At 60.1% G+C, this 23,135-nt stretch carries 22 protein-coding genes and 3 tRNA genes; 13 read left to right on the plus strand and 12 right to left on the minus strand.

Features of this window, described 5'->3' with window-relative positions:
- Positions 1–54: 54 nt before the first annotated feature.
- From FBX99_RS02585 to nudC, 4 genes are all read left to right on the plus strand, one after another.
- A complete protein-coding gene (locus FBX99_RS02585) occupies positions 55–3,159 on the plus strand; it encodes an efflux RND transporter permease subunit (protein WP_145130529.1) in 3,105 nt (1,034 codons plus the stop codon).
- Positions 3,156–4,631, plus strand: a complete 1,476-nt coding sequence (locus FBX99_RS02590) for an efflux transporter outer membrane subunit (protein WP_144921599.1) — start codon at positions 3,156–3,158, stop codon at positions 4,629–4,631. Before FBX99_RS02585 ends, FBX99_RS02590 begins: the two co-directional genes overlap by 4 nt.
- Positions 4,632–4,823: 192 nt before the next feature.
- On the plus strand, positions 4,824–5,636 hold the full coding sequence (locus tag FBX99_RS02595; RefSeq protein WP_144921602.1) for a crotonase/enoyl-CoA hydratase family protein: 813 nt from the start codon (positions 4,824–4,826) through the stop codon (positions 5,634–5,636).
- 6 nt (positions 5,637–5,642) lie between these two features.
- Entirely contained in the window at positions 5,643–6,473 is an 831-nt protein-coding gene (nudC, locus tag FBX99_RS02600; RefSeq protein WP_144921605.1) for an NAD(+) diphosphatase, read from the plus strand.
- On the opposite strand, the gene FBX99_RS02605 is transcribed toward nudC, so the two are convergent.
- The 3 genes from FBX99_RS02605 to FBX99_RS02615 all read right to left on the minus strand — a co-directional run bounded on the left by FBX99_RS02605 (position 6,441) and on the right by FBX99_RS02615 (position 9,385).
- Positions 6,441–7,220, minus strand: a complete 780-nt coding sequence (locus FBX99_RS02605; RefSeq protein ID WP_047698766.1) for a TSUP family transporter — start codon at positions 7,218–7,220, stop codon at positions 6,441–6,443. The two genes, nudC and FBX99_RS02605, sit on opposite strands and share 33 nt — an antisense overlap.
- A 162-nt stretch (positions 7,221–7,382) precedes the next feature.
- Positions 7,383–8,555 carry a zinc-dependent alcohol dehydrogenase gene (locus FBX99_RS02610; protein WP_145130531.1) on the minus strand — a complete coding sequence of 391 codons (1,173 nt, stop codon included), beginning with the start codon at positions 8,553–8,555 and terminating at the stop codon, positions 7,383–7,385.
- The gene (locus FBX99_RS02615) at positions 8,555–9,385 is read right to left on the minus strand and encodes an SRPBCC family protein (protein ID WP_178111856.1); all 831 of its coding nucleotides are present in this window, start codon (positions 9,383–9,385) and stop codon (positions 8,555–8,557) included. Before FBX99_RS02615 ends, FBX99_RS02610 begins: the two co-directional genes overlap by 1 nt.
- Positions 9,386–9,714: 329 nt before the next feature.
- Here FBX99_RS02615 and FBX99_RS02620 point away from each other — a divergent pair.
- Both FBX99_RS02620 and FBX99_RS02625 read left to right on the plus strand, forming a co-directional pair.
- Positions 9,715–9,788 (plus strand) — tRNA-Cys (locus FBX99_RS02620).
- Positions 9,789–9,983: 195 nt separating this feature from the next.
- Positions 9,984–10,070, plus strand: a tRNA-Leu gene (locus tag FBX99_RS02625).
- Between the two features lie 81 nt (positions 10,071–10,151).
- Here the strand turns inward: FBX99_RS02625 and FBX99_RS02630 are convergent.
- Complete coding sequence (locus FBX99_RS02630) at positions 10,152–10,514, minus strand: NUDIX hydrolase (RefSeq protein ID WP_144921615.1); 363 nt, start codon at positions 10,512–10,514, stop codon at positions 10,152–10,154.
- Positions 10,515–10,795: 281 nt separating this feature from the next.
- Between FBX99_RS02630 and FBX99_RS02635 the strand changes: the two genes are divergently transcribed.
- Both FBX99_RS02635 and FBX99_RS02640 read left to right on the plus strand, forming a co-directional pair.
- Positions 10,796–10,981: a hypothetical protein gene (locus FBX99_RS02635; protein ID WP_144921618.1), complete on the plus strand. Its 186-nt coding sequence runs from the start codon at positions 10,796–10,798 to the stop codon at positions 10,979–10,981.
- A 104-nt stretch (positions 10,982–11,085) separates the two neighbouring features.
- Entirely contained in the window at positions 11,086–11,313 is a 228-nt protein-coding gene (locus FBX99_RS02640) for a PLD nuclease N-terminal domain-containing protein (RefSeq protein ID WP_144921621.1), read from the plus strand.
- Here FBX99_RS02640 and FBX99_RS02645 read toward each other — a convergent pair.
- From FBX99_RS02645 to FBX99_RS02655, 3 genes are all read right to left on the minus strand, one after another.
- Entirely contained in the window at positions 11,310–11,735 is a 426-nt protein-coding gene (locus FBX99_RS02645) for a hypothetical protein (protein ID WP_144921624.1), read from the minus strand. The genes FBX99_RS02640 and FBX99_RS02645 overlap by 4 nt on opposite strands.
- A 117-nt stretch (positions 11,736–11,852) precedes the next feature.
- Complete coding sequence (locus FBX99_RS02650) at positions 11,853–12,083, minus strand: hypothetical protein (protein ID WP_144921627.1); 231 nt, start codon at positions 12,081–12,083, stop codon at positions 11,853–11,855.
- A 156-nt stretch (positions 12,084–12,239) separates the two neighbouring features.
- Positions 12,240–12,494 (minus strand): DUF6555 family protein, encoded by a 255-nt coding sequence (locus tag FBX99_RS02655; protein WP_144921631.1) that lies wholly within the window; start codon positions 12,492–12,494, stop codon positions 12,240–12,242.
- A 237-nt stretch (positions 12,495–12,731) separates the two neighbouring features.
- Between FBX99_RS02655 and FBX99_RS02660 the strand changes: the two genes are divergently transcribed.
- Positions 12,732–13,631 carry a polysaccharide deacetylase family protein gene (locus FBX99_RS02660; RefSeq protein WP_145130535.1) on the plus strand — a complete coding sequence of 300 codons (900 nt, stop codon included), beginning with the start codon at positions 12,732–12,734 and terminating at the stop codon, positions 13,629–13,631.
- Positions 13,632–13,720: 89 nt separating this feature from the next.
- Positions 13,721–13,912 (plus strand): DUF2188 domain-containing protein, encoded by a 192-nt coding sequence (locus FBX99_RS02665; RefSeq protein WP_144921637.1) that lies wholly within the window; start codon positions 13,721–13,723, stop codon positions 13,910–13,912.
- Positions 13,913–14,132: 220 nt separating this feature from the next.
- On the opposite strand, the gene FBX99_RS02670 is transcribed toward FBX99_RS02665, so the two are convergent.
- The 3 genes from FBX99_RS02670 to FBX99_RS02680 all read right to left on the minus strand — a co-directional run bounded on the left by FBX99_RS02670 (position 14,133) and on the right by FBX99_RS02680 (position 17,266).
- Positions 14,133–15,926: a DAHL domain-containing protein gene (locus FBX99_RS02670; protein WP_144921640.1), complete on the minus strand. Its 1,794-nt coding sequence runs from the start codon at positions 15,924–15,926 to the stop codon at positions 14,133–14,135.
- Between the two features lie 273 nt (positions 15,927–16,199).
- Positions 16,200–17,054: a prohibitin family protein gene (locus FBX99_RS02675; protein WP_047698608.1), complete on the minus strand. Its 855-nt coding sequence runs from the start codon at positions 17,052–17,054 to the stop codon at positions 16,200–16,202.
- A 124-nt stretch (positions 17,055–17,178) separates the two neighbouring features.
- Positions 17,179–17,266: transfer RNA gene (locus tag FBX99_RS02680), tRNA-Ser, on the minus strand.
- A gap of 123 nt (positions 17,267–17,389) precedes the next feature.
- Here FBX99_RS02680 and FBX99_RS02685 point away from each other — a divergent pair.
- Positions 17,390–18,061, plus strand: a complete 672-nt coding sequence (locus FBX99_RS02685; protein WP_041022045.1) for a Bax inhibitor-1/YccA family protein — start codon at positions 17,390–17,392, stop codon at positions 18,059–18,061.
- A 393-nt stretch (positions 18,062–18,454) separates the two neighbouring features.
- Positions 18,455–19,795, plus strand: coding sequence for a hypothetical protein (locus FBX99_RS02690; RefSeq protein ID WP_144921643.1), 1,341 nt, complete (start codon positions 18,455–18,457; stop codon positions 19,793–19,795).
- Between the two features lie 41 nt (positions 19,796–19,836).
- Here the strand turns inward: FBX99_RS02690 and FBX99_RS02695 are convergent, their stop codons facing one another.
- Complete coding sequence (locus FBX99_RS02695; protein WP_144921647.1) at positions 19,837–20,274, minus strand: Lrp/AsnC family transcriptional regulator; 438 nt, start codon at positions 20,272–20,274, stop codon at positions 19,837–19,839.
- Positions 20,275–20,407: 133 nt separating this feature from the next.
- Here FBX99_RS02695 and FBX99_RS02700 point away from each other — a divergent pair, with 133 nt between their 5' ends.
- On the plus strand, positions 20,408–21,301 hold the full coding sequence (locus FBX99_RS02700; protein ID WP_055128325.1) for a DMT family transporter: 894 nt from the start codon (positions 20,408–20,410) through the stop codon (positions 21,299–21,301).
- Between the two features lie 6 nt (positions 21,302–21,307).
- Here the strand turns inward: FBX99_RS02700 and FBX99_RS02705 are convergent, their stop codons facing one another.
- Complete coding sequence (locus tag FBX99_RS02705) at positions 21,308–22,933, minus strand: NADP-dependent glyceraldehyde-3-phosphate dehydrogenase (RefSeq protein ID WP_144921650.1); 1,626 nt, start codon at positions 22,931–22,933, stop codon at positions 21,308–21,310.
- Positions 22,934–23,135 lie beyond the last annotated feature (202 nt).

Raw genomic sequence — 23,135 nt, forward strand, 5'->3', positions numbered from 1 at the left:
TCGACGTAGGCCTTTAGCTCGCCGCTTGAAGCTTGCGGCTTGGAGCTATCGCCCATGAACCTCTCCGGCCCCTTCATCAAGCGTCCCGTGGCCACCATGCTCCTGAGCTTCGCCATCATGCTGCTCGGCGGTGTGTGCTTCGGCTTGTTGCCGGTTTCGCCGCTGCCGCAGATGGATTTTCCGGTGATCGTGGTCCAGGCCAACTTGCCGGGGGCCAGCCCGGAGGTGATGGCTTCGACGGTGGCGACACCCCTTGAGCGGTCCTTCGGTGCCATCGCCGGGGTCAATACCATGAGCAGCCGCTCCAGCCAGGGCTCGACCCGGGTGATCCTGCAATTCGACCTGGACCGCGACATCAACGGTGCCGCGCGGGAAGTGCAGGCGGCCATCAATGCCTCGCGCAACCTGTTGCCCAGCGGTATGCGCAGCATGCCGACCTACAAGAAGGTCAACCCGTCCCAGGCGCCGATCATGGTGCTGTCGCTGACCTCGGACGTATTGGAGAAAGGCCAGCTCTACGATCTGGCATCCACCATCCTGTCCCAGAGCCTGTCCCAGGTGTCGGGTGTCGGCGAAGTGCAGATCGGCGGCAGTTCGCTGCCGGCGGTGCGCATCGAACTGGAACCGCAGTTGCTCAACCAGTACGGCGTGGCGCTGGATGACGTGCGCAAGGCAATCGCCAACAGCAACGTACGCCGGCCCAAGGGTTCGGTCGAGGACGACCGGCGCATGTGGCAGGTCCAGGCCAACGACCAGTTGGAGAAGGCCAAGGACTACGAAACGCTGATCATCCGTTACCAGGATGGCTCGGTGTTGCGCCTCAAGGACGTGGCGAAAGTCGCCGACAGCGTCGAGGATCGCTACAACAGCGGCTTCTTCAACGACGATGCCGCGGTGCTGCTGGTGATCAACCGCCAGGCCGGCGCCAACATCATCGAGACGGTCAACGAAATCAAGGCGCAACTGCCGGCGTTGCAGGCGGTGCTGCCGGCCAGCGTCAAGCTCAACCTGGCCATGGACCGTTCGCCGGTGATCAAGGCCACCCTGCACGAAGCGGAAATGACCCTGCTGATCGCCGTGGCCCTGGTGGTGCTGGTGGTGTTCCTGTTCCTCGGAAACTTCCGCGCTTCGCTGATCCCGACCCTGGCGGTACCGGTGTCGCTGGTGGGCACGTTCGCGGTGATGTACCTCTACGGTTTTTCCCTGAACAACCTGTCGTTGATGGCGTTGATCCTCGCCACCGGGTTGGTGGTGGATGACGCCATCGTCGTGCTGGAAAATATTTCCCGGCATATCGATGAAGGTGTGCCGCCGATGAAGGCCGCGTACCTCGGCGCCAAGGAGGTGGGTTTCACCCTGTTGTCGATGAACGCTTCGCTGGTGGCGGTGTTCCTGTCGATCCTGTTCATGGGCGGCATCATCGAGAGCCTGTTTCGCGAATTTTCCATCACCCTGGCGGCGGCCATCGTGGTTTCGCTGGTGGTGTCCTTGACGCTCACGCCGATGCTTTGCTCGCGCTGGCTCAAGCCCCATGAGCCAGGCCAGGAAAACCGCCTGCAACGGGAGAGCCGGCGTATCAACGAGTGGATGGTTCGCGGTTATGCCACCAGCCTGGATTGGGTGTTGCGTCATCGTCGCCTGACCTTGCTGAGCCTGTTGGTGACCATCGGAGTCAACGTCGCGTTGTATGTCGTGGTGCCGAAGACTTTCATGCCGCAACAGGACACCGGCCAGTTGATCGGTTTCGTGCGCGGTGACGACGGCCTTTCGTTCAACGTGATGCAGCCGAAGATGGAGATCTTCCGCCGTGCCGTGCTCAAGGACGACGCGGTGCAGAGTGTGGCGGGCTTCATTGGCGGCAACAACGGTACCAACAATGCATTCATGCTGGTGCGCCTCAAGCCCATCAAGGAGCGCAGCATTTCCGCGCAGAAGGTCATCGAGCGCTTGCGCAAGGAAATGCCCAAGGTGCCCGGCGCCCAATTGATGTTGATGGCCGACCAGGACCTGCAATTCGGTGGCGGTCGCGAGCAGACCACCTCGCAATATTCCTACATCCTGCAAAGTGCCGACCTGGCGTCCCTGCGTGAGTGGTATCCCAAGCTTGTGGCGGCGTTCAGGACCTTGCCGGAGCTGACCGCCATCGATGCCCGTGACGGTGGCGGGGCGCAGCAGGTGACGCTGGTGGTGGACCGCGACCAGGCCAAGCGCCTGGGCATCGACATGGACATGGTCACCGCCGTGCTGAACAACGCCTACAGCCAGCGCCAGATCTCGACTATCTATGACAGCCTGAACCAGTATCAGGTGGTGATGGAGGTCAATCCCAGATACGCCCGCGACCCCAATACCCTGGAGCAGGTGCAGGTGATCACCGCGGACGGTGCGCGGGTGCCGCTGTCGGCCATCGCCCATTATGAGAACAGCCTGGAGGACGACCGGGTCAGCCATGAAGGCCAGTTCGCTTCCGAGAGCATCTCCTTCGACATGGCCGAAGGGGTGACGGTGGAGCAGGGCACCGCCGCCATCGAACGGACCATTGCCAGGCTCGGCATGCCCGAGGATGTGATCGTGAAAATGGCCGGCACCGCCGACGCCTTCGCGGCGACCCAGAAGAGCCAGCCGTTCATGATCCTCGGGGCATTGCTGGCGGTGTACCTGGTATTGGGCGTGCTGTATGAAAGCTACATCCATCCGCTGACCATCCTGTCCACCTTGCCGTCGGCCGGGGTCGGCGCGCTGCTGTCGATCTACGTGCTGGGTGGGGAGTTCAGCCTTATTTCCCTGCTGGGGCTGTTCCTGTTGATTGGCGTGGTGAAGAAAAACGCGATCCTGATGATCGACCTGGCCTTGCAACTGGAGCGGGGTGGGCAGGCACCGTTGGAGTCGATCCGCAGTGCCTGCCTGCTGCGCTTGCGGCCGATCCTGATGACCACCCTGGCGGCCATCCTCGGTGCCGTGCCCCTGTTGATCGGCGGCGCCGAAGGTTCGGAGATGCGCCAGCCGCTGGGACTGACCATCATCGGCGGGCTGGTGTTCAGCCAGGTCCTGACGCTTTACACCACACCGGTGGTTTACCTCTATCTCGACAAGCTGCGCCATCGCTTCAACCGCTGGCGCGGCGTGCGCACCGATGCTGCCCTGGAAACTCCGCTATGACCGACCGTTCGTTCTTCAATCTTGTCGCGCCGCTGGCGACCGCCCGTGGCTCGCGGGCGCTGAGCCTGGTGCTGTGTGTGGCGATGCTCAGTGCCTGCGCCATCGGCCCGGATTACCAACGTCCGCAGGCCGCCGCGCCGGCGCAGTACAAAGAAGCCCAGGGCTGGCGCCAGGCCAATCCCAGCGACGCCCTGGTCCGTGGTGCCTGGTGGGAGCTGTACGGCGATGCGCAGCTCAATGGCCTGGTGGAAAAGCTCAACACGTCCAACCAGACCGTGGCCCAGGCCGAAGCCCAGTACCGTCAGGCCCAGGCCTTGGCGCGCAGTGCCCGGGGGGCGTTCTTCCCCTCGGTGGACCTGACCGTCGGCAAGAGCCGCTCCAGCCAGGGCACCGGTAGCAGCAGTTCAAGCCTGAGCAGTTCGGCCAGCGGTATCCGCGACACCTACAGCGCCCAGGCCGGAGTCAGTTGGGAAGCCGACGTCTGGGGCAAACTGCGGCGCACTCTGGAGGCCAATGAGGCCAGTGCCCAGGCCAGTTTCGCCGACCTGGCCGCCATGCGCCTGAGCCAGCAATCAGAGCTGGTGCAGAATTACCTGCAATTGCGGGTGATCGACGAACAGAAACGTCTGCTGCAGGCCACTCTGGAGAACTATCAGCGTTCGCTGAAGATGACCGAAAACCAGTACCGCGCCGGGGTGTCCGGCAAGGACGCGGTGGCCCAGGCGCAAAACCAGCTCAAGACCACCCAGGGCGACCTGATCGATTTGATCTGGCAGCGTGCCCAGTTCGAAAACGCCATCGCGGTGCTGATGGGCTTGCCCCCGGCTGAGTTCAACCTGGCGGAAACCCAGGAAATCCCGTCATTGCCGCAGATCCCGGTGTCGCTGCCGTCGCAGCTGCTCGAACGCCGGCCGGACATCGCCTCGGCGGAGCGCTCGGTGATGGCCGCCAATGCCAATATCGGCGTGGCCAAGGCGGCTTATTACCCGGACCTGACCCTGAGCCTGAGCGGCGGCTACAGCAGCAGTACCTACGACAACTGGATCAGCGTACCGAATCGCTTCTGGTCGGTGGGGCCGCAACTGGCCATGACCTTGTTCGACGGCGGCCAACGTTCGGCGGAAGTCGACCGCAGCGTCGCGGCCTACGACCAGACTGTCGCCACTTATCGCCAGACCGTGCTCGACGGGTTTCGCGAGGTGGAAAACTACATGATCCAGCTCAAGGTACTGGAAGACGAAGCCCGCGTGCGCCAGGAAGCTCTCGACGCCGCGCGCGAATCCTTGCGCCTGACCCAGAACCAGTACAAGGCCGGGCTGATTGCCTACCTCGACGTGGTGACTGTCCAGGCCACTGCCCTGAGCAACGAGCGTAGCGTGCTGAGCCTGCAACAGAGTCGGTTGATTGCCAGTGTGCAGTTGATCGCGGCGCTGGGTGGGGGCTGGGATGGGCAGGTGGCGGCGGGCGAATAAAATCGTTGGGAGGGCTTTTTTGTGGCGAAGGGATTTATCCCCGCCGGGGCCGCTTCGCAGCCCAGCGGGGATAAATCCCCTCGCCACAATCGCAACTTGCGAGTCCTGCTTTTGGCCGATGCACTGCCTACGACCTGTCGCAATCGCTTGTTATAGTTCAAGCCTCTTTTCAGCCGGTAAAGGATCACTGCCATGTCGCAATACCAAGCATTCAACGTTGAACTTGCAGACAACATCGCCCATGTGCAGATCAATCGCCCGGACAAGATCAATGCGATGAATGCCGCGTTCTGGAGCGAGATCGTCGAGATATTCCAGTGGATCGACGACACTGACGAAGTGCGGGTCGTGGTCCTGAGCGGCGCCGGCAAGCATTTTTCCTCTGGCATCGACCTGATGATGCTGGCCGGTGTGGCCAATGAGCTGGGCAAGGACGTCGGCCGCAATGCCCGCCTGCTGCGGCGCAAGATCCTGCAATTGCAAGCGTCGTTCAATGCCGTGGACAACTGCCGCAAGCCGGTACTGGCCGCGATCCAGGGCTATTGCCTGGGCGGTGCCATCGACCTGATCAGCGCCTGCGACATGCGCTACGCCGCCGAAGACGCCCAGTTTTCCATCAAGGAAATCGATATCGGCATGGCCGCCGATGTTGGCACATTGCAACGCTTGCCCCGGATCATCGGGGACGGCATGCTGCGTGAACTCGCTTATACGGGGCGCACATTCGGTGCCGATGAAGCGCGCAGCATCGGCCTGGTCAATCGCGTCTACAGCGACACCGCCAGCCTGCTCGACGGCGTCATGGGAATTGCCCGGGAAATCGCCGCCAAGTCGCCGATCGCGATCGCCGGCACCAAGGAAATGATCAGCTACATGCGCGACCACCGCATCGACGACGGGCTGGAGTACGTCGCTACCTGGAACGCCGCCATGTTGCAATCGGCCGACTTGCGCGTGGCCATGACCGCCCATATGAGCAAACAGAAACCCGAATTTCTGGATTGACTGACCATGACTTCACGCTGGACCACCGCAGTACTCGATACCGATCTTCCAGGCGGCTGGGCCGTGGCCCGCAGCCCGGAAGGCTTCCTGTTCGATGACAACGGCGCGCTGTTTCCCCGCGAATGGCTCAAGCGCCAGGACCTGTCGGTCCTCGCCGAGCATGGCATCGGCCACCTGGATGGCGAGCCGGTCTATCTGCTCGAGTTGCACGCCTCGCAGGACATGCCCGGTTGCAACTGGAAAGGCCTGCGGGCCTTCATGCTCGAGGACGATCACACCCTGTTCAAAGTGCTGGGCTATGCGGCGCAGATCGGCACCTGGGCCCGTGAACACCGGTTTTGCGGCAGTTGCGGCAAGCGCATGGGCCAGATTCCGCTGGAGCGGGCGATGTATTGCGATGTCTGCGACCTGCGGCACTACCCGCGGCTTTCACCGAGCATGATCGTGCTGATCACCCGCGGCGATGAAGTCCTGCTGGCCCGTTCGCCCCGCTTCGTCACCGGGGTCTACAGTACCCTGGCCGGGTTTGCCGAACCGGGCGAGTCGGCCGAGGATTGCCTGGTTCGCGAAGTGCGCGAGGAAGTCAGCATCGAAGTGAAGAACATCCAGTACATGGGCAGCCAGTGCTGGCCGTTCCCCCATTCGATGATGCTGGGCTTCCACGCCGAGTACGCCGACGGCGACATCGTGTGCCAGGAGGATGAAATCGAGGACGCCCAGTGGTTCAGCGTCCACGACTTGCCACCGTTGCCGGCTTCGCGCTCCATCGCGCGCTACCTGATCGACCTTTATGTGGCTCGGCGCTTAGGCCACGTTGAACCAGTGCTGCCAGGCTAGGCGTACGGTCAGGCCCAGCACCACGGTAATGAACACCGGCCGGATGAACTTCGCGCCGCCACTGATGGCGGTGCGGGCACCGAAGAATGCCCCGATCATCACCGAGAGGCCCATGCAAAGGCCGATAATCCAGTCCACTTGCCCCGAGAACATGAACACCACCAGCGCCGCGATGTTGCTGACGAAATTCATGCTGCGGGCCACGCCGCTGGCCTTGACGAGGTCGATGGGGTAGAGCAGCAGGCTGCTGACGGTCCAGAACGCACCCGTGCCGGGGCCGGCCACGCCGTCATAGAAACCCAGGGCGAAACCCTGAGGTGATTGCCAGGTCTTCTTGATCGGCGCATCGCTGTCCAATGGCGCCTTGGGCGTGCCGCCGAACAACAGGTACAGGCCACAGGCGAAGACGATCACCGGCAGCATCTTGTTCAGCCATTCGGCGGGCAGGTAATGGGCGACGATGGCACCGCTCAAGGCACCGACCAGCGTGCCGACCAACGCATGGGTCCACTGCCTCGGATCGAACAGCTTGCGCTTGTAGAAAGTGAAGCTGGCCGTAGCCGAGCCGAAGGTCGCGCTGAGCTTGTTGGTCCCCAGGACCAGGTGAGGCGGCAGGCCGGCGGTCAACAGCGCCGGGGTAGTCAGCAAACCACCGCCACCGGCGATGGCATCGATGAAACCGGCCAGGAATGCGACAACGGTCAGAATGGCGAGGGTAGTGAGGTCAACGCTGAGTTCAAAAGGCATGGGAAAGGCTTATTCGGCAGGTCGCAGAAGGGCTGCGGGGAAGGCCGGTATGTTACCCATAATGGCTCTGGGCTGCGACTCTGGTGTGAGGGCGTCGGGGAGTCCCTGGCGAGGGGGCTTGCTTCTCTTGGGTTGTGCAACTGCCCCCTCGTCATAGTTCAATCACTCTGGCCGAAACACTGCCCGCAAGCAGTTCTCGCGTTTATCCTTGAACATCGCATAACCCTCGACCGACTGTTCCAGCCCCATGGGATGAGTCAGCAGGTAGGACGGATCTAACTGGCCGTTCCGGATGTAGTCGAACAGTCGCCTCACATAGCGCTGCCCCGGTTGCTGGCCCGAGCGCAAGGTCAGCGACTTGTTGACGATGGCGCCCATCGGAAACTTGTCCAGCAGGCCGCCGTACACCCCGACTACCGATACCGTGCCGCCCTTGCGACAGGCTCGGATCGACTGGCGCAGCACCGTCCCGCGCTCGGTGTGAAGGCGCATCATCTGCTTGGTCTTGTCGTAGTAATAATCGACCTCGGTGCCGTGGGCTTCCATGCCCACGCAGTCGATGCAGCGATCCGGACCGCGGCCGCCGGTCAGCTCCAGCAGGGCGGCATGCACGTCGGCGGTTTCGTAGTTGAGGGCAATCGCGCCGGCTTTTTCCTCGGCCAGGCGCAAGCGGTCGGGGAAGCGGTCGATGGCGATCACCCGTTCGGCCCCCAACAGGTAGGCGCTGGAAATCGCCATCAAGCCGACGCCGCCACAGCCCCAGACCGCCACGGTGTCACCGGGTTGGATACTGGCGTTGTCGGCGGCAAAGAAACCGGTAGGCACCGCGTCAGAGACGAATACCGCCTGCTCGTCGCTGACGCCTTCAGGAATGGTGAACAGGTTGACATCGGCGAAGGGCACGCGGATGTAAGTGGCGTGGCTGCCGGCAAAGCCGCCGAAGGCGTGGCTATAGCCGATGATGCCGCACGCCGGCTGGCCGTAGGCGATGTCCGTGGCGCTGGGGTTGGGGTTGGAGTTGTCGCAGCAGGAAAAGTCCGCGCGCTGGCAGTGCTCGCACGCACCGCAACCGAGGATCGACACGGTGACGACCCGGTCGCCTTTCTTGAATTGTGTGATGGCCGAACCGGTTTCCACCACCTCGCCCATGAACTCATGGCCGATGATGTCACCGGCTTGCATGGTCGGCACGTAGCCGCCCAGCAGGTGCAGGTCCGAACCGCATACCGACGACAACTTCACCCGTACGATGGCATCCCGGGGACTGAGAATGGACGGATCATCAACGGTTTCGACTTGCAGTTTATTGGGGCCTTGCCAGGTCAGTGCGCGCATCAGGCAATTCCTCCGTTGAGAGGCGTGGATGACGGATCGGTCGATGCAGGGGTGGCGGCGCTCGGCGGGTGGATGAACAGGAGATCCTTCTCGCCATGGGGGCGGATCCTGTTGGTCATCACTTCGCCGGTTTCCAGTTGTTGTTTGATGCTGCGCAGCAGGTACAGCAAGGCTTTGTCCGAGAACTTGGAAATGGCTGCGGCCAAGGCGTAGCCGGCAGCCCCGAAGGAGGGCTGGCAGGCAACGATGATCTTGATCTGCGTGCCCCGGCCCGTCGGCGCATCGCTGAAATGCATCTGGATATCGTGCTTGAACCGGGTGCCCGGTGCGGCCAACCAGTGCAACTTGCGGCCTTCCTTGGGTTCACTCTGTTCGAGATCACAGTGCAAGGTCTTGTCCCTCGGCCCATGAGCCACCCAACGGTAGGTACGCTCGCCGGTCTGTTCGATGGTATCCACCCAGGGCACCAGGGCCCCCAGGTTGGCCGGGTTGCGGCAAAACGCGAAGACTTCCTCCCTGGGTTTGCCGACCGTTATGCTGCGGGAGATCACCTTGCTTGAATCCCAACCCCGATTCTGCTCGAAAGCCCGCTCGAACGGGCTGTGGGTCAGCGCTTGCTTGACCCTGCACACGCCTGAGTAAGCGCGCCAGGCCGCACAAGCCCCCAGCAGGACTTGCGGCCAACCCCTGAGTCCGCGCTGGCGCAACCCGTTGGCAATTAACAGGGTGCCGGCCAGCAGCGATACCGCACGCTCCGGTGTACCGAGATTGGGACGCGACGGACTCGGCACCGCAGCCCGGCTCGCGACCAGTGGTGGACGTTCAGTCATGATGTTTTTCCTTATCAATCGAAGGCGACATAAGGAATGAGCCGCCGCGCCTGTGGTTGTTCCATCGACATTTCGGGTTTCCGATGAGGAGGTTCTCTGCCGGATGCATGGCCTGCGGGACCGAGAGGGGAAAGGCTCGCCAGCCGGACGATTTTTTTTTGAAATCAAGGGGTTGTCAGCTTTGGTAAATGAGTACATAATTGCGCCCATCGAATGCGTTGGGGCGTAAAAAACTTCAATGTTTTCAAGAAGATAGCGCTGAGTCAGCGGTTTTCTTCCGACCAGGTAAGTACACGGTTGATGTGGTTTGATTGCATCAGGCGTTTTGAGGCCGAATAGCAAAATGGTTATGCAGTGGATTGCAAATCCACCTACGCCGGTTCGATTCCGACTTCGGCCTCCACTATAAAAAAGCTCTGTAGATCGATGATTTACAGAGCTTTTTTCTTTTATGGGCAATGAAGCTTTTGTCTTGAAAAGGACCTGGGCAACCTTGCTTCGTCGGGGCGGGATGTATATATTTCGTCCCTCTGCTGCACCGGCCTCGATGCTGTCGGTTCTTTTGATCCGCTGCTTCTAGAGGCTTGACCGCGCTACCGCCCGAATGGCGAAACTGGTAGACGCATGGGACTTAAAATCCCCCGCTCGTAAGGGCGTGCCGGTTCGATTCCGGCTTCGGGCACCATATAAAAGCAAAGGGTTGCATGAGATATCTCAGGCAACCCTTTTTGTTTGCGCTCAGTTTATCGAGTGGCGTCGAAGGCCCTCATAGTCGCCGCCTGAACGCCTCAAGTATCTCCCGCATGCCTTTCTTCATCTGCAATTGCGCAATGGTGTCCAGCGGGTACCAGAGACAATCGCTGATTTCATTCTGTGGCCTGGCCGCACCAATGTCGCTGACTGAAGCCTCGAATACGTGATGCAGGGTGTCGCCATCGCTGACGCGCATCAGGTAAAGCAGGTTTTCGGCGCCCAGTCCGGTTTCTTCTGCAAGTTCCCTGAGGGCTGCATCGGCATGGCTTTCGCCGCGCTCGATGGTACCGCCTGGCAAGGCCCAGCGGCTGTTGGGTTTGCGTACCAGCAAGATGTGGCGATTTTCCTCACAGATGACGGTCGCTCGAATTTTCATGGGGATGCTCGTTCAGTGACTGTCATTAAAATGAAATATAACTGAAATATTCGCGCCTGGCGTCATCGCCATTCCCAGGCAACGCTCCTCGGCTCATACCTTTTCGACCGCAGCGCTGCGGGAACGACTGCCTTCATTTTGTGCCTTGCTTACTCATCTGGCGGGCAGGCTGGCGCTGGCTGCTTCCATGACCGGCCATCGCCAAAAATGAATCAGATCCAAAAAAAGGTATCCATGTTGGGTGGATGGCCGCCCCCTGGGGCAGCGGGGAGAGAGGAAAGATGACTACTGTTGAAGATTTCAAAGTCAAATCCCATGAGCTCCTGGTGGAGCTCGACTCAGCGACATCGGAAATGATGACGCTTATTTGTGCCCATCAGATGTCCGGGGCGGCTTGGGAAGAGGCTGTGCGCCGCCAGCACGAAGCCTATGAGCAATGGATCGGCTATTTGAACGAGCGTTCATAGACCTGCCGACGACAGATTCTTTGAACGGACCCGAAGTGCCTGTGCCTAATCAACAGTGACCTGTGTAGCTGATTCGCGCAGGCCATTAAAACGAGGATTGGGTCATGTCTGAATTAGCCAGTTATTTCTGGATCGCTGTTGCGGTGCTTCTATTGCTTGTTGATCTGTGGGCGATCGTCAGTGTGTTTCGCAGTGACAAGTCGGCCGGGACCAAGGCAGCGTGGGCTTTGCTGCTGATCATTCTGCCTGTGCTGGGGCTGATCATCTGGGGCGTGGCCGGGCCTCGGGGAATCAAGGAAGGCCCGTCGTCGCCGGAGCACAGCAAGGGCTAACGGTTCTTCCAGCGACCGCCGGTGCTTTCACAGTCTTTTTGCGCTTGCTGCACTTGCTCGACGCCATAGTAGTACCAGGTAATCTGCGCGTGATCGGGAATGTTGACCGATCCACCGCTGCTGTCTTTGCTGGTGGAGCGAGGGTTCGCCAGGGTTTCCTGGGTGAGTCTGGCCTGGCAGGTCGCTACATATCCCTCTGCGCAGCGGTCAACCGGCTTCTTCTGGGTGCTGAGCGCCGTTTGGTTTTCGTTACTGCATGACCAGCCGACGGCTCCGTCCGGCATGCCTTTGTATTCATAGCAGGCATGGGTTTCGACGGCTGGAACCGACGGGCTCTGGGCCCGGGTGATGACGTCGCAGCCCTGAGCCATGACGGTGGCGGGGCTTGCACAGGCAATCAACAACAGGATTCTGGCATTCATGGTGGCTCTCCTTTTCGCGTTTTTCTGCACCTATCAATATCGAGGCGCAAAAGGAGTGCGCGTTCCATCGGCTTTCCAGCCGGTAGAACTCAGGAGCCGCGCGGCTGACGCCAGGCGTTAGCGGAATTTGGGCAACGGCCGTTCTATGGGCTTGAGGGATGACAGCGCATGCTGGATCGACGGAACGTCTTTATCAATGTCGTTCAGGCGATCCCGGATGCGTACGGCGGTCGGATGGCCGCCATTGTGGTCGACCCAGTCGGCAATTTCCTTGCAAGCCGCCGTCAGGCGAGTCTGACGCGATTCCAGCAGGGTAAGCAGGGTGGTGATGGACTCTTTTTCGGACATGTCACACCTCCATTCAGGGTTGATGAGGATGAGGCAGCACGACCCCCCACGGGCGGGTCGTACCGGTCGTTTAAGCGTAGTTGAGTTATTGCGGGTTTGCCGGGCATCCGGCGCTCGACGAGTGGCCGGCGCGCCGAATGAGTGAAGGTCATGGAATCAGCCTGACTCCTTGACCCAACTGGGTGCGACGCTCGCCCGCCAGCGCACGTCGGTGATGCCGTACTTCTCCGCAAGGGGTTTGGTAACCCGCTTGACCTTCTCCCTGCCGAATTTGGGTATGCGCCCGACACCCGCGTCGCAACTGGCCCAATGCCAAGCTTCGGAGTTATTCATCACTTCGGCTCGAATGATGAATGACTTGGGCTCGCCATGGAGCATGTAGTCGATGATGTAAAGCGATGGCCCGCCCATAAATCCTCCCTAATTAGTCCTATACGGATGGATGCGGAGGCGTTCTGAAAATTCAATCGGATTTCCAGACGGTCGAAATAGACACCTCAGCTGCCAGAATCCGGTCTACGACAAGCGAAACGAAGCAATGCTCACCGCCAGGAACCAAACCCGGTTAACCTTCTCCAAGGTGGGCATTCAAACATCATGCGCCAGGGAGCGGAGGCGTAGCAGTGCGGTACTACATAAAGGCAGAACATGAAAAACATCGCCAGGGCGCTGGTCATTGCAGTCCTCGCCAGCGGTTTGTCCGGGTGCATCGGATCACCCATCGAATTGACTGCACAAACCGAGCAACGCTTGCGTGAACAGCCCCCGATCCGTTTCCTGCTGACGTTCGATGATGGACCGAGCGCATCGTCCTTCTGGAATCCGAGTATTGATGTGTTGGATGCCCTTGCGCAGAACCCGGTGCAATCCGGGATCAAGGCCGTGTTCTTTGTCCAGACCCGTGCCTGGCGCGCCGGCGACAGCGATATCGGTCGATCGGTGATGCATCGTGAGCAAAGCGAAGGTCATCTGTTGGGCTTTCATACGGCTACTCATTGGCATACCAATCATCGCTTCCTGAGTCCCGAGGAACTGGAGCAGTCGCTCACTGACGGTGGGGCCGACATAGCCGCCATTACCGGTGCGCCGCCCCTCCTGGTAAGGCCGCCATTCTGGAGTTATGACCGACGCACCTTCGCCGCCTACCAGCGACATGGCATGCATGTGCTGCTCACCGACCTGAGCGCCAACGACGGCAAGATCTGGGGGATCACCGCCAGTCCGCGCCGACGGATCAACCTGACCCGTCAGCTCTCCGAAGTGCGCGAGCGCATCGCTGCCGGGCAATTGCCGGCAGTCGATGGCGTGATTCCGGTGGTGGTAACGTTCCACGATCTCAATCGCTATACCGCACGACACGCCCGGGAATATCTGCAGATCCTGCTCGACAGCGCCAGGGCCACGGGCGTGAGGACCGACGCCAAGCCGTTCTATGACGATCGCCAGGCGTTGGCGCGGGCGGCCATGGCGCGTACGGTCAAGGAAAGCGGCCAGCCGGTGCGCCTGCCCGGCCTGTGGGACTGGTTCTGGGACTCGGATTCTCACTGATGCACGTTGCGACGTTCGGTCGGCACCCTGGCGCAACTGAGTGTAAGGTAGACGCTGTAACCCTTGGTCGATACCGAAGGAGGTTGACGATGAGTACCGCAATGCTGACGAAAATGCACATCAACGGTTATGACGTCCTCAGCGTAAACAGCGGCCCATGGCGGGTCTGTACCCAGGCTGACCGGTTGGGTTCCTTCGCCTCGCGTGAAGAAGCGCTGGCTTACGCGGCGGCGTTACCGGCCAGGAGAAGCCGCGAGGCGCGGGCGGCGAATGCCAAGTAATCACGGCGGACGCTAACCGTCCTGTGGGAGCGGGCTTGCCCGCGAAGGCAGCGTGTCAGTCAACATCCTCGCTACTGAGCCACCGCTTTCGCGAGAAGCCCGCTCCCACAAGGGTTCTGAGTTGATCACAAAATCTGTGGTTGTCAGCAAAACCGGGGGAGCGAGCCTGCTCGCGATGGCGTCGGGATGTTCACAACGCTTTACCCTGTAACCCGCGTTTTCAAGGCTGCGCCAGTTCCAGGGGAATCTCCAGGGTGAAGAGGGCGCCTTGACCAGGTCCATCGCTATGGACGTGGAGGCGGCCATTCATTTCGACCGCTGCCAGGGCGCAGCTGTGCAAGCCGAACCCATGACCATCCTTGCGAGTGGTGAACCCGTGGTTGAAGATGCGGGCCAGATTATCCGGGGCAATGCCTTCGCCCCGGTCCTTGACGCTCAGGCATAACGTTGTGCGGTCGACGATCCGTACACCCAGGGTCATTTCCCGTGGTCCGGGAACATGGGACATCGCGAATTTTGCATTACTGATCAGGTTGATCAACACCAGCAGCAGTCGGTGTTTATCGCCCATGATCCTGGGTGCGTCCTGATAGTCCTTGATGACCGTGACGTGGTGCCGGTTCAGTGCGCCCGAGTTCATGCGCAACGCGTCCTCGAACAAGTCACTGACATTGAGCGGCTCGATCAGCCGGGCCGCTCCGGCATAGGATTGTTGGGTGGTGACGATTTCCTTGATGTGGTCGACGCTTTTGGTCAATTGCGCCAGTTCATCGATCAGCAGTGCCTGCTCGGCGGCGATGGAATCGACCAGCTCATTGAAGTAACGGGGAAGCAATTTACCTTTTTCATCGTGGGTCATGAACTGGCCGAGGTCTTCGGTGTGTTCATTCATCATCTTCACCGCTTTTCCGAGTCCCTGTGTCTTGCTGTTCTTCAACTTACGGGTAACGAGCTCGGCGGAAATGTTCACGCTGTTGAGCACGTTCCCGACGTTGTGTAGTACGTTCGTGGCAATCTCGGCCATGCCCGCCATCCGCGCCGCGTCCACAAGTTCGCGCTCGGCCTCCATCAGTTCGCGGGTGCGCTCCTCGACCCGTTCCTCAAGTCGTTCATTGGACGACTGCAACTCATGGTTGATCAGGTTGATAACGGCGTAGCTGCGCACCAATCGCACCGCCAGGTAGATCATCAGCAACGCCATGAGACTGGCGCATACGGCCAGGTAGATATGGTATTGACGATCCGTTTCGGCGGTCCGGCGCTGTGTTTCATTCAGCAGTTCATTGATGTTGTCCAGCTCCTGGGCCACCGGAATCACGTTGATGCGGTCAAGCAGATCATTGACGATCGGCTGCTCCTCGATAATCGACCGGACATGCTGCGTCAGCGTGACAAAGGGAGGCTGATAGGGGGTGGGCAATTGGCGGATGTAGTTTTCCAGCTCGCTCAATTGACTCTCTACTTCCCTGGCTTTGTCCGAGGTGACATAGGCGGCGTATTCCATGGTCGTCAAGGTCAGTTCAAGGACATTGGAGGCCGCTGTCAGGCGCTCCGTCGCACTGCCCATTTGCAATTCCTTGAGCCGGGTCTGAATGTCATCTTCGGCCGTGGGCAACGCGTCCAGGGCCGTGCGCAAGATCGTATTGTGGCGTTCGAACTCTTCTACCAGCAGGGTCTTGTTCTTGATCGCATCCACATACCCCTGGCGCCTGGAGTTCCAAAGGGCGGCCAGAGGGCCGGTGTTGTTGAGCCGTTCCAGTTGCTCCCATCGACTGCCTGCTTCCGGCGGTGGGACCAGCGACAGGTTGTTATTGACGCCGATCTTTTTCCTCAGAATCTTGACGTTCCAGTTGGCGTCGGACTGCTTGAGTTGCCGGATGAAATCGCGGGACTCGAAATAGGTCGTGGTGTCGTAGGTATAGGACTTGATCAGGAAGAATATCAAGGCTGAGAAAACGGCCAGTGCGACGGCCAGCAAGGCAGGCCACTTATATTTTTGGATAATTGTGGTCACGCTGTTCTCCTGTCCGGGATGTTGATCGACGGAGTCGCTGGGTTTACGAGCCGGGCGAGGGTTTCAGGGAGGGAAACGATGGACTGAGGCTGTATTGAGCGGATTGATCGGCGCGCTGGCCTGCGTTTGCCTGGGTACACGTTGAGCTCCCTGCTGACGGTGAACAGTCACTCAGGCCAGTGTAGCGCTAACGGGAAGGAGCGATGCTGGCTGAGGGAAATGGCTCCAGACGTTGCGAAACAGGCGCGGCCAGGGCAGGCCGCGCCAGCGGGATTACTTGGTGTCGATGAAGGGCAGGGCGCCATTGGGCAGCACGGTGGTCGGCAAGACTCCGTTCCAGCGCTCGGCCTTGGTCAGTTCCACCAGGTTCTGGTTGCTGGCCAGGGCCTGGGCCCGCGCCTTGATCGCCTCGGCTTCGGCCTTGCCACGCAGTTCCGTGGCCAGTGCATCCGCTTTCGCCTGGGCGATCTGCGAGTCGGCTTCGGCCTGGGCCTGGGTCACGCGAATCTGTGCCTGGACCTGCTCGGTGGCGAGTTGTTGCTCGCGGGTCTTGACCTGGACTTCCGCTGCCATGCGCGCTTCGATCGCTTTTTCGTAGGCGTCACTGAAATCGATGTTTTCGACCTGGACGCTGTCGATGATCACCGGGCCGGTGATGGTGGACTTGATGGCGCTGGAAATATCGTTGACCAGCTGGACGCGGTTCTGCACGGCGGCCACGGCATTGAATCTGCCGAACACGTTCTCTACCTGGGTCGGTACCTGCCGGCTGATCATCCGGTCGCGAATACCTTCGATATCCTTGAACTGGCTGTAGACCTTCGCCACGTCCGCCGGCGCAATGTGCCAGGACACCGACACCTTGAGCTGGGCGGATTGCTGATCCTTGCTGTAGGCCTGAAGGTCTTCATAGGAAGTGACCTGGCTTTGTACGCTGATCAGTCGCACGGACTCGATGAAGGGCGTCTTGAACGACAATCCCGGCTCCACGACCCCGACCAGCGCGCCGTTGCGCAGCAGCACGCCGCGTTCGGTTTCGTCGACGGTGTACCAACTGCCAAAGAATACGCAGAGCAGGACGACGCCCACGATTGCTGCAACAAGAGAGCCGATGGTTTTGCTGGTCACTGTTCTTTCCTTTGAGAGTGGACTGGGGTTGCGATGTACCGGATCCGGCACTGAAATCGGTAGCCGTTTTCTGAACGCCAGACACGAAAAAGCCCTGAATGATCAGGGCTTTAACGTATAAATATGGCGGAGGCGATGGGATTCGAACTCATGGACCTGTTACAGTCGACGGTTTTCAAGACCGTTGCCTTAAACCACTCGGCCACACCTCCGTATTGCGTTGCGGGCGCCATAATACCCGAATGAAACACACTGTCAAACTCTCTACGTAGCTTGTTACAGGGCGTCTGTTATGATCCTTGCCACTGAATGTTTCAAACCGGAGGAGTGTCGCCATGCGCGAACAGGATTACGCAGTGAACAACAGCGTGCAGGCCGAGCAGCTAGAGGTTAGCCGTGTCCTGCGCAACACTTATGGCCTGCTGGCACTCACGCTGGCTTTCAGCGGTGTGATGGCCTATGTCGCCCAGCAGATGCATGTCGGCTACCCGAACGTGTTCGTGGTGCTGATCGGTTTCTATGGGCTTTTCTTCCTGACCAACAAGCTTCGTGATTCGGGCTGGGGCCTGGTCTCGGCGTTCGCTCTGACCGGCTTCATGGGTTTCATACTCGGACCGATCCTCAACCTGTACCTCAAGATGCAGGGCGGTGCTGAACTGGTCAGCTCGGCCTTCGCCATGACCGCACTGGTGTTCGGTGGGCTGTCGGCCTATGTGCTGATCACCCGCAAGGACATGAGCTTCCTGGGCGGTTTCCTCACCGCCGGGTTCTTCGTGCTGGTGGGGGCGATGCTGGTCAGCTTCTTCTTCCAGATCAGTGGCCTGCAATTGGCAATCAGCGCCGGTGTCGTACTGTTCTCCGCGCTGATGATCCTGTACCAGACCAGCGCGATCATCCATGGCGGCGAGCGCAACTACATCATGGCGACCATCAGCCTGTATGTATCGATCTACAACCTGTTCGTCAGCCTGCTGCAGCTGTTTGGCCTGATGGGCCGTGACGACTGACTTGCATCCCACGCTCGATGATTGAAAAAGCCCGCTTCGGCGGGTTTTTTTTCGCCCGCGATTTGGTGTGTGGCTAATTGCCTTAAAAGTGCCGCTATGTGATGGCGACTTTGAATAAATGATCTACACCTATGGGCAAGGGAGCGGTATCGCCAGGAAGGCATGGAATGAATCGCTTGCCATGCGAAGTCTCGCATCAACCCCTCAAGCACCTTGTGTTCGTCGACCGAGCCGGGACCCTGATCGTGCCCGGCTGTGAGCCGAAGGAGGTCATTCGCACTTTAGAAAGTGGACCGTGACAGGCTTGGCACCGTGCCGCCTGAAGACAGAAGGAGGTCCTGCGCATCGGCGAGGAAGCCGATGAGAGCGCACCTCCCTATAAGGAGATATTCGATGAACCATCCCCAAGGAAAAGTCGTTGCATTTCTGATTCTGGCGGGCGCGATGTCCGTGACCAGTGCCAAGGCCGGGACCTTCCCTGATTTTGGCTATGCGCCACCAAAAAGTGATTATGCGGGAGAGCTTTTCCAGCTCAGCCAGAACTACCCTACCGTGGCGCCGGGCGCTTCTTCGATGCCGGCGTTCTTCAAGCAGCTCCCCAAGACATTCTCCAACGACTTTGAAACCTGGCGCCCCTATATGAACGAGGCGAAGAAATACTGCCTGGAGGGCAATACCGGGATTGGCTGGAATGTGCAGAAGAACAAGGTTCGCCAGTGGTATCACATGCCTTGGCAGCATTACGGGCTCAACGGTCGCGAGGGTATCCACGGGCTTACCAAGGAGGCGCCGATCCAGCCCCAACAGTTGGCGAGTACGCAAACCGGCAGTGGCCAGACCTACGCGGTGGGCATCTACAACGACATAGGCGCCTACACCATTGGCCAAGTCTGGAAAGACCCACAAAACCCCGATCCGAGCTACACCTCCAAACCCAAGGGTTTCGGCAACGGCACGGTCGTGTGTAAGGCGCTGTTTGCCGATATCGACGTCAGTACGGTGCCGTTCCTGGCCAATCCGTTGCTCTGGAAGGCTTACACCGCCAAGACCTTCACCTCGACAAGCCGTGCCGTGACCAATGTTGCGCTGATCCAGATGGATATCGCAGTGCGCGACACCCGGGTGAGCGATACCGGCTGGCTCTTCGGCACTTTCCAATACAACGGCGCCATCACCGGTAAAGCGAATTGGGACAATCTGGTGCCGGTGGGGATCATGTGGGGTAACGATCCTCAGGATAACGGCCATGCGTTTACCAACCCGACGCCAACAGAAACCAAAATCAACCCGGCGTTGAAGCAGACCGCCATCAATGCCAATACCAAGGAACTGCCGCCGACTCACCTGGGTTGGAACGGGCGTCTCAATGGTCCGGTGGACAATCCCCAGGCGTCCTGTACGAGCTGTCACATGACCGCGGAATACCAGCAGAGGGCGCTGATGAACCCGACGTTCCAGGCCAATCCGCCGCCAGTCGGAGGGGATGTCTGGATGCAATGGTTCCAGAATATTCCGGCCGGACAGCCGTTCACACCGGGTACACAAAGCACGGATTACAGCTTGCAATTGTCCGGTGCCCTGGCCAATTTCTATAACTGGAAATGCAACCTCAGTGGTGTTTATGCGGACAACAGGAATGCCTGCGACAAGGCTCAGCCCCTCACGTTGATGAAAGAGAGCAACGTGCCCCAGGAGCAGGTGCACAAGGTACAACGTAGCCCGGAACCGGAATGACGTGAGCCCGGCCTCGGTCCATCGCCGAGGCCGGATCCGGCTCAGGTCATTGGTGGCAGACGCCGCTTGACCGGGGTCTTCTTGACGATGGCGGTGCTGGTTTCGGCAAGGACGTTGAGTTTGTCCAGCAGGGTGTCCAACTGTTCCATCGAGCGCACGTGCAGCCGGGCGATGAAGCAATCGTCGCCGGTCACCTTGTCACATTCGGTAAATTCGGGGATGGCCTGGATTTGCCGTTCCACCTCATGCAATTGCCCCGGTAGCGGGCGGATGCGGACAATGGCCTGGAGCTGGTAGCCGAAGCACTTAGGGTCCACCTCAACGGTATAGGCCCTGAGCACGCCGCGTTCTTCAAGCCGCCGCAAACGCTCCGCCACGCTGGGCGAGGAGAGGCCGCTCAGGTTTGCCAGGGCCTTGAGCGAGCGCCGGGAATCTTCCATCAGCGCACTGATGAGAATCTGGTCAATATCGTCCGTCATTTCGACTCCGTTAGGCGAATGTCAAAAATTGCCTTGATAAAAAAGGTCGAACCGCAGTTTAGCCTTTTTCGGCCTATGGAGAACCCCTTCGCCGGCTTGTCATACTGTGCCCACTTGCTGAAGGAGCTTGATGATGGACAAGACCTTACGTCGCGGTTCGCTGGAAATGACCGCCGCCATGCTGATTTCCGGAACCATAGGCTGGTTCGTGCTGGTTTCCGGCCTGCCGGTGCTGGATGTGGTGTTCTGGCGCTGTGTGTTCGGCGCGGCCACCTTGTTGTTGATTTGCGCCGGTTTTGGTTTTTTACGCCGGGACATCCTGACCCGCACGACATTTCTGCTGGCGGTGCTCAGTGGGGTGGCGATCGTTGGCAACTGGGTGTTGCTGTTCGCTTCCTACTCACGGGCCTCGATTGCCATTGGCACCGCGGTGTACAACGTCCAGCCGTTCATGCTGGTGGGGTTGGCGGCGTTGTTCCTGGGGGAGAAAATCACCGCGCAAAAGCTGTTCTGGCTGATGGTGTCGTTTCTCGGGATGTTGGCAATTGTCAGCGCCCACGGTGAACAAGGGCAGGGCAGTGGCGAGTACCTGGCGGGCATCGCCCTGGCACTCGGGGCGGCGCTGCTGTATGCCATTGCCGCGCTGATCATCAAGCGCTTGACCGGCACACCGCCGCACTTGATTGCGCTGGTGCAGGTCAGCACCGGAGTATTGCTGCTGGCACCCTGGGCAAACTTCTCGGCCTTGCCGCAACAGCCCGCGGGCTGGGCCAGCCTCGTTACCCTCGGCATGGTCCACACCGGGGTCATGTATGTGTTGCTGTACAGCGCGATCCAGCGCCTGCCGACCGCAATCACTGGCGCACTGTCATTCATCTATCCGATCGCCGCGATCTTCGTCGACTGGTTCGCCTTCGGCCATCGCCTCGAACCGCTGCAATGGCTGGGGGTGGCGGCGATCCTGCTGGCGGCCGCCGGGATGCAGCAAGGCTGGGGCATCAAGGCACGCCGTCCAGCCCTGCTGTAATGCGGGTCAGAAGATGTAGTCGGTGGTCAGGAAGTTCGAGTCCCGCTCGCGGATGATGTCGCTGATCAGCGCTTTGTTGCTCTCCTGGAACTTGGTCGCCACCAGGGTGCGGATCGAAAAGGTACGCAACGCATCGTGCACGGACAAGGTGCCCTCGGCCGAGTTTTTCCGGCCGTTGAACGGGAAGGTATCCGGCCCGCGCTGGCACTGGGCATTGATGTTGATGCGTCCGACCTGGTTGGCGAACGTGTCCACCAGCTTGCCGACTTCGGCCGGGTGAGTGCCGAAGATGCTCAGTTGCTGGCCGAAGTCGGACTCCAGCACGTAGTCGATCACGGTATTGAGGTCGCGATACGGCACGATGGGTACGACCGGACCGAACTGTTCCTCGTGATAGACCCGCATCGCGGTGTTTACCGGATAGAGCACGGCGGGGTAGAAGAATGAGCTGCGGGATTCGCCGCCGTGTGCGTTGGTCACCGCTGCACCCTTGGCCACCGCGTCGTCCACCAGCGAACGCAGGTAATCGATCTTGCCCGCCTCGGGCAGCGGCGTCAGCGCCACACCGTCGTCCCAGGGCATGCCCGGCTTGAGGGTGGCGAGCCTGGCGTTGAATTTCTCGATGAATGCGGGTGCCACGTCCTCATGGACGAAGAGGATCTTCAACGCCGTGCAGCGCTGGCCGTTGAATGACAGCGAGCCGGTCAGCGCTTCGCTGACGGCGTTGTCGAGATCGACGTCCGGCAGCACCAATCCCGGGTTTTTCGCATCCAGCCCCAGGGCGGCACGCAGGCGGTGTGGGCGCGGGTGGAGTTTCTTCAGGTCGCTGGCAGCCTTGTTGGTGCCGATGAAGGCGAAGATGTCGATCTTGCCGCTGGCCATCAAGGCGCTGACGGTTTCCCGGCCGCTGCCGTAAATCACGTTGATCACCCCCGCCGGGAAACTGTCGCGAAAGGCTTCCAGCAGCGGACGCACCAGCAGGACGCCGAGCTTGGCCGGCTTGAACACCACAGTGTTGCCCATGATCAAGGCGGGAATCAGAGTGGTGAAGGTCTCGTTCAGCGGATAGTTATAGGGACCCATGCACAGGGCCACGCCCAGGGGCACGCGACGGATTTGCCCAAGGGTGTCCTGTTCCAGCTCGAAACGGCTGGAGCGTCGGTCGAGTTCCTTGAGGGCATTGATGGTGTCGACGATGTAATCGCAGGTGCGGTCGAACTCCTTCTGGGAGTCCTTGAGGTTCTTGCCGATCTCCCACATCAGCAGCTTGACGACGGTCTCGCGCTGCTCGCGCATGCGGGCCAGGAAAGTTTCCACGTGACGGATACGTTCGGCCACCCGCATCGTCGGCCACAGGCCCTGGCCACGGTCGTAAGCCCGGACGGCGGCGTCGAGGGCGGTGAGGGCGGTTTCGGCATCCAGCAGCGGCGTACTGCCCAGCACTACCTGTTCGTCGCCTTGTTCACCGGCCAGGTACACCGGGCTGCGCACGACAGCCAGCGGTCCCGGCCAGGTCTTCAGCACGCCATCGACCAGGTATTCACGCTGCTCGATCCGCTCTTCGAGGCGATAGGCCTGGGGGATATCGGCGGCACTGGGAAACAGATTGGCGAGAAGGTTGGCTGTGGTCATGTCGTTACTCCATCAAAGAAATGAACCCCGGGACGACTAGCCGTCGTCTTCGCTTCCAGGGTTATACGCCTTAATGGGGGGAGTTTTTAAGTGGCATGGGCCGGCAACTGCGTTTTTGCCGACCCAGATGCGCAATGCTGCTCACTTGAGACTTGCGCAGTTCGTTGTGGCGAGGGGATAAATCCCCTCGCCACAGTTCGGT

The sequence above is a fragment of the Pseudomonas sp. SJZ074 genome, from assembly GCF_007828215.1.
Classification (GTDB): Bacteria; Pseudomonadota; Gammaproteobacteria; order Pseudomonadales; family Pseudomonadaceae; genus Aquipseudomonas.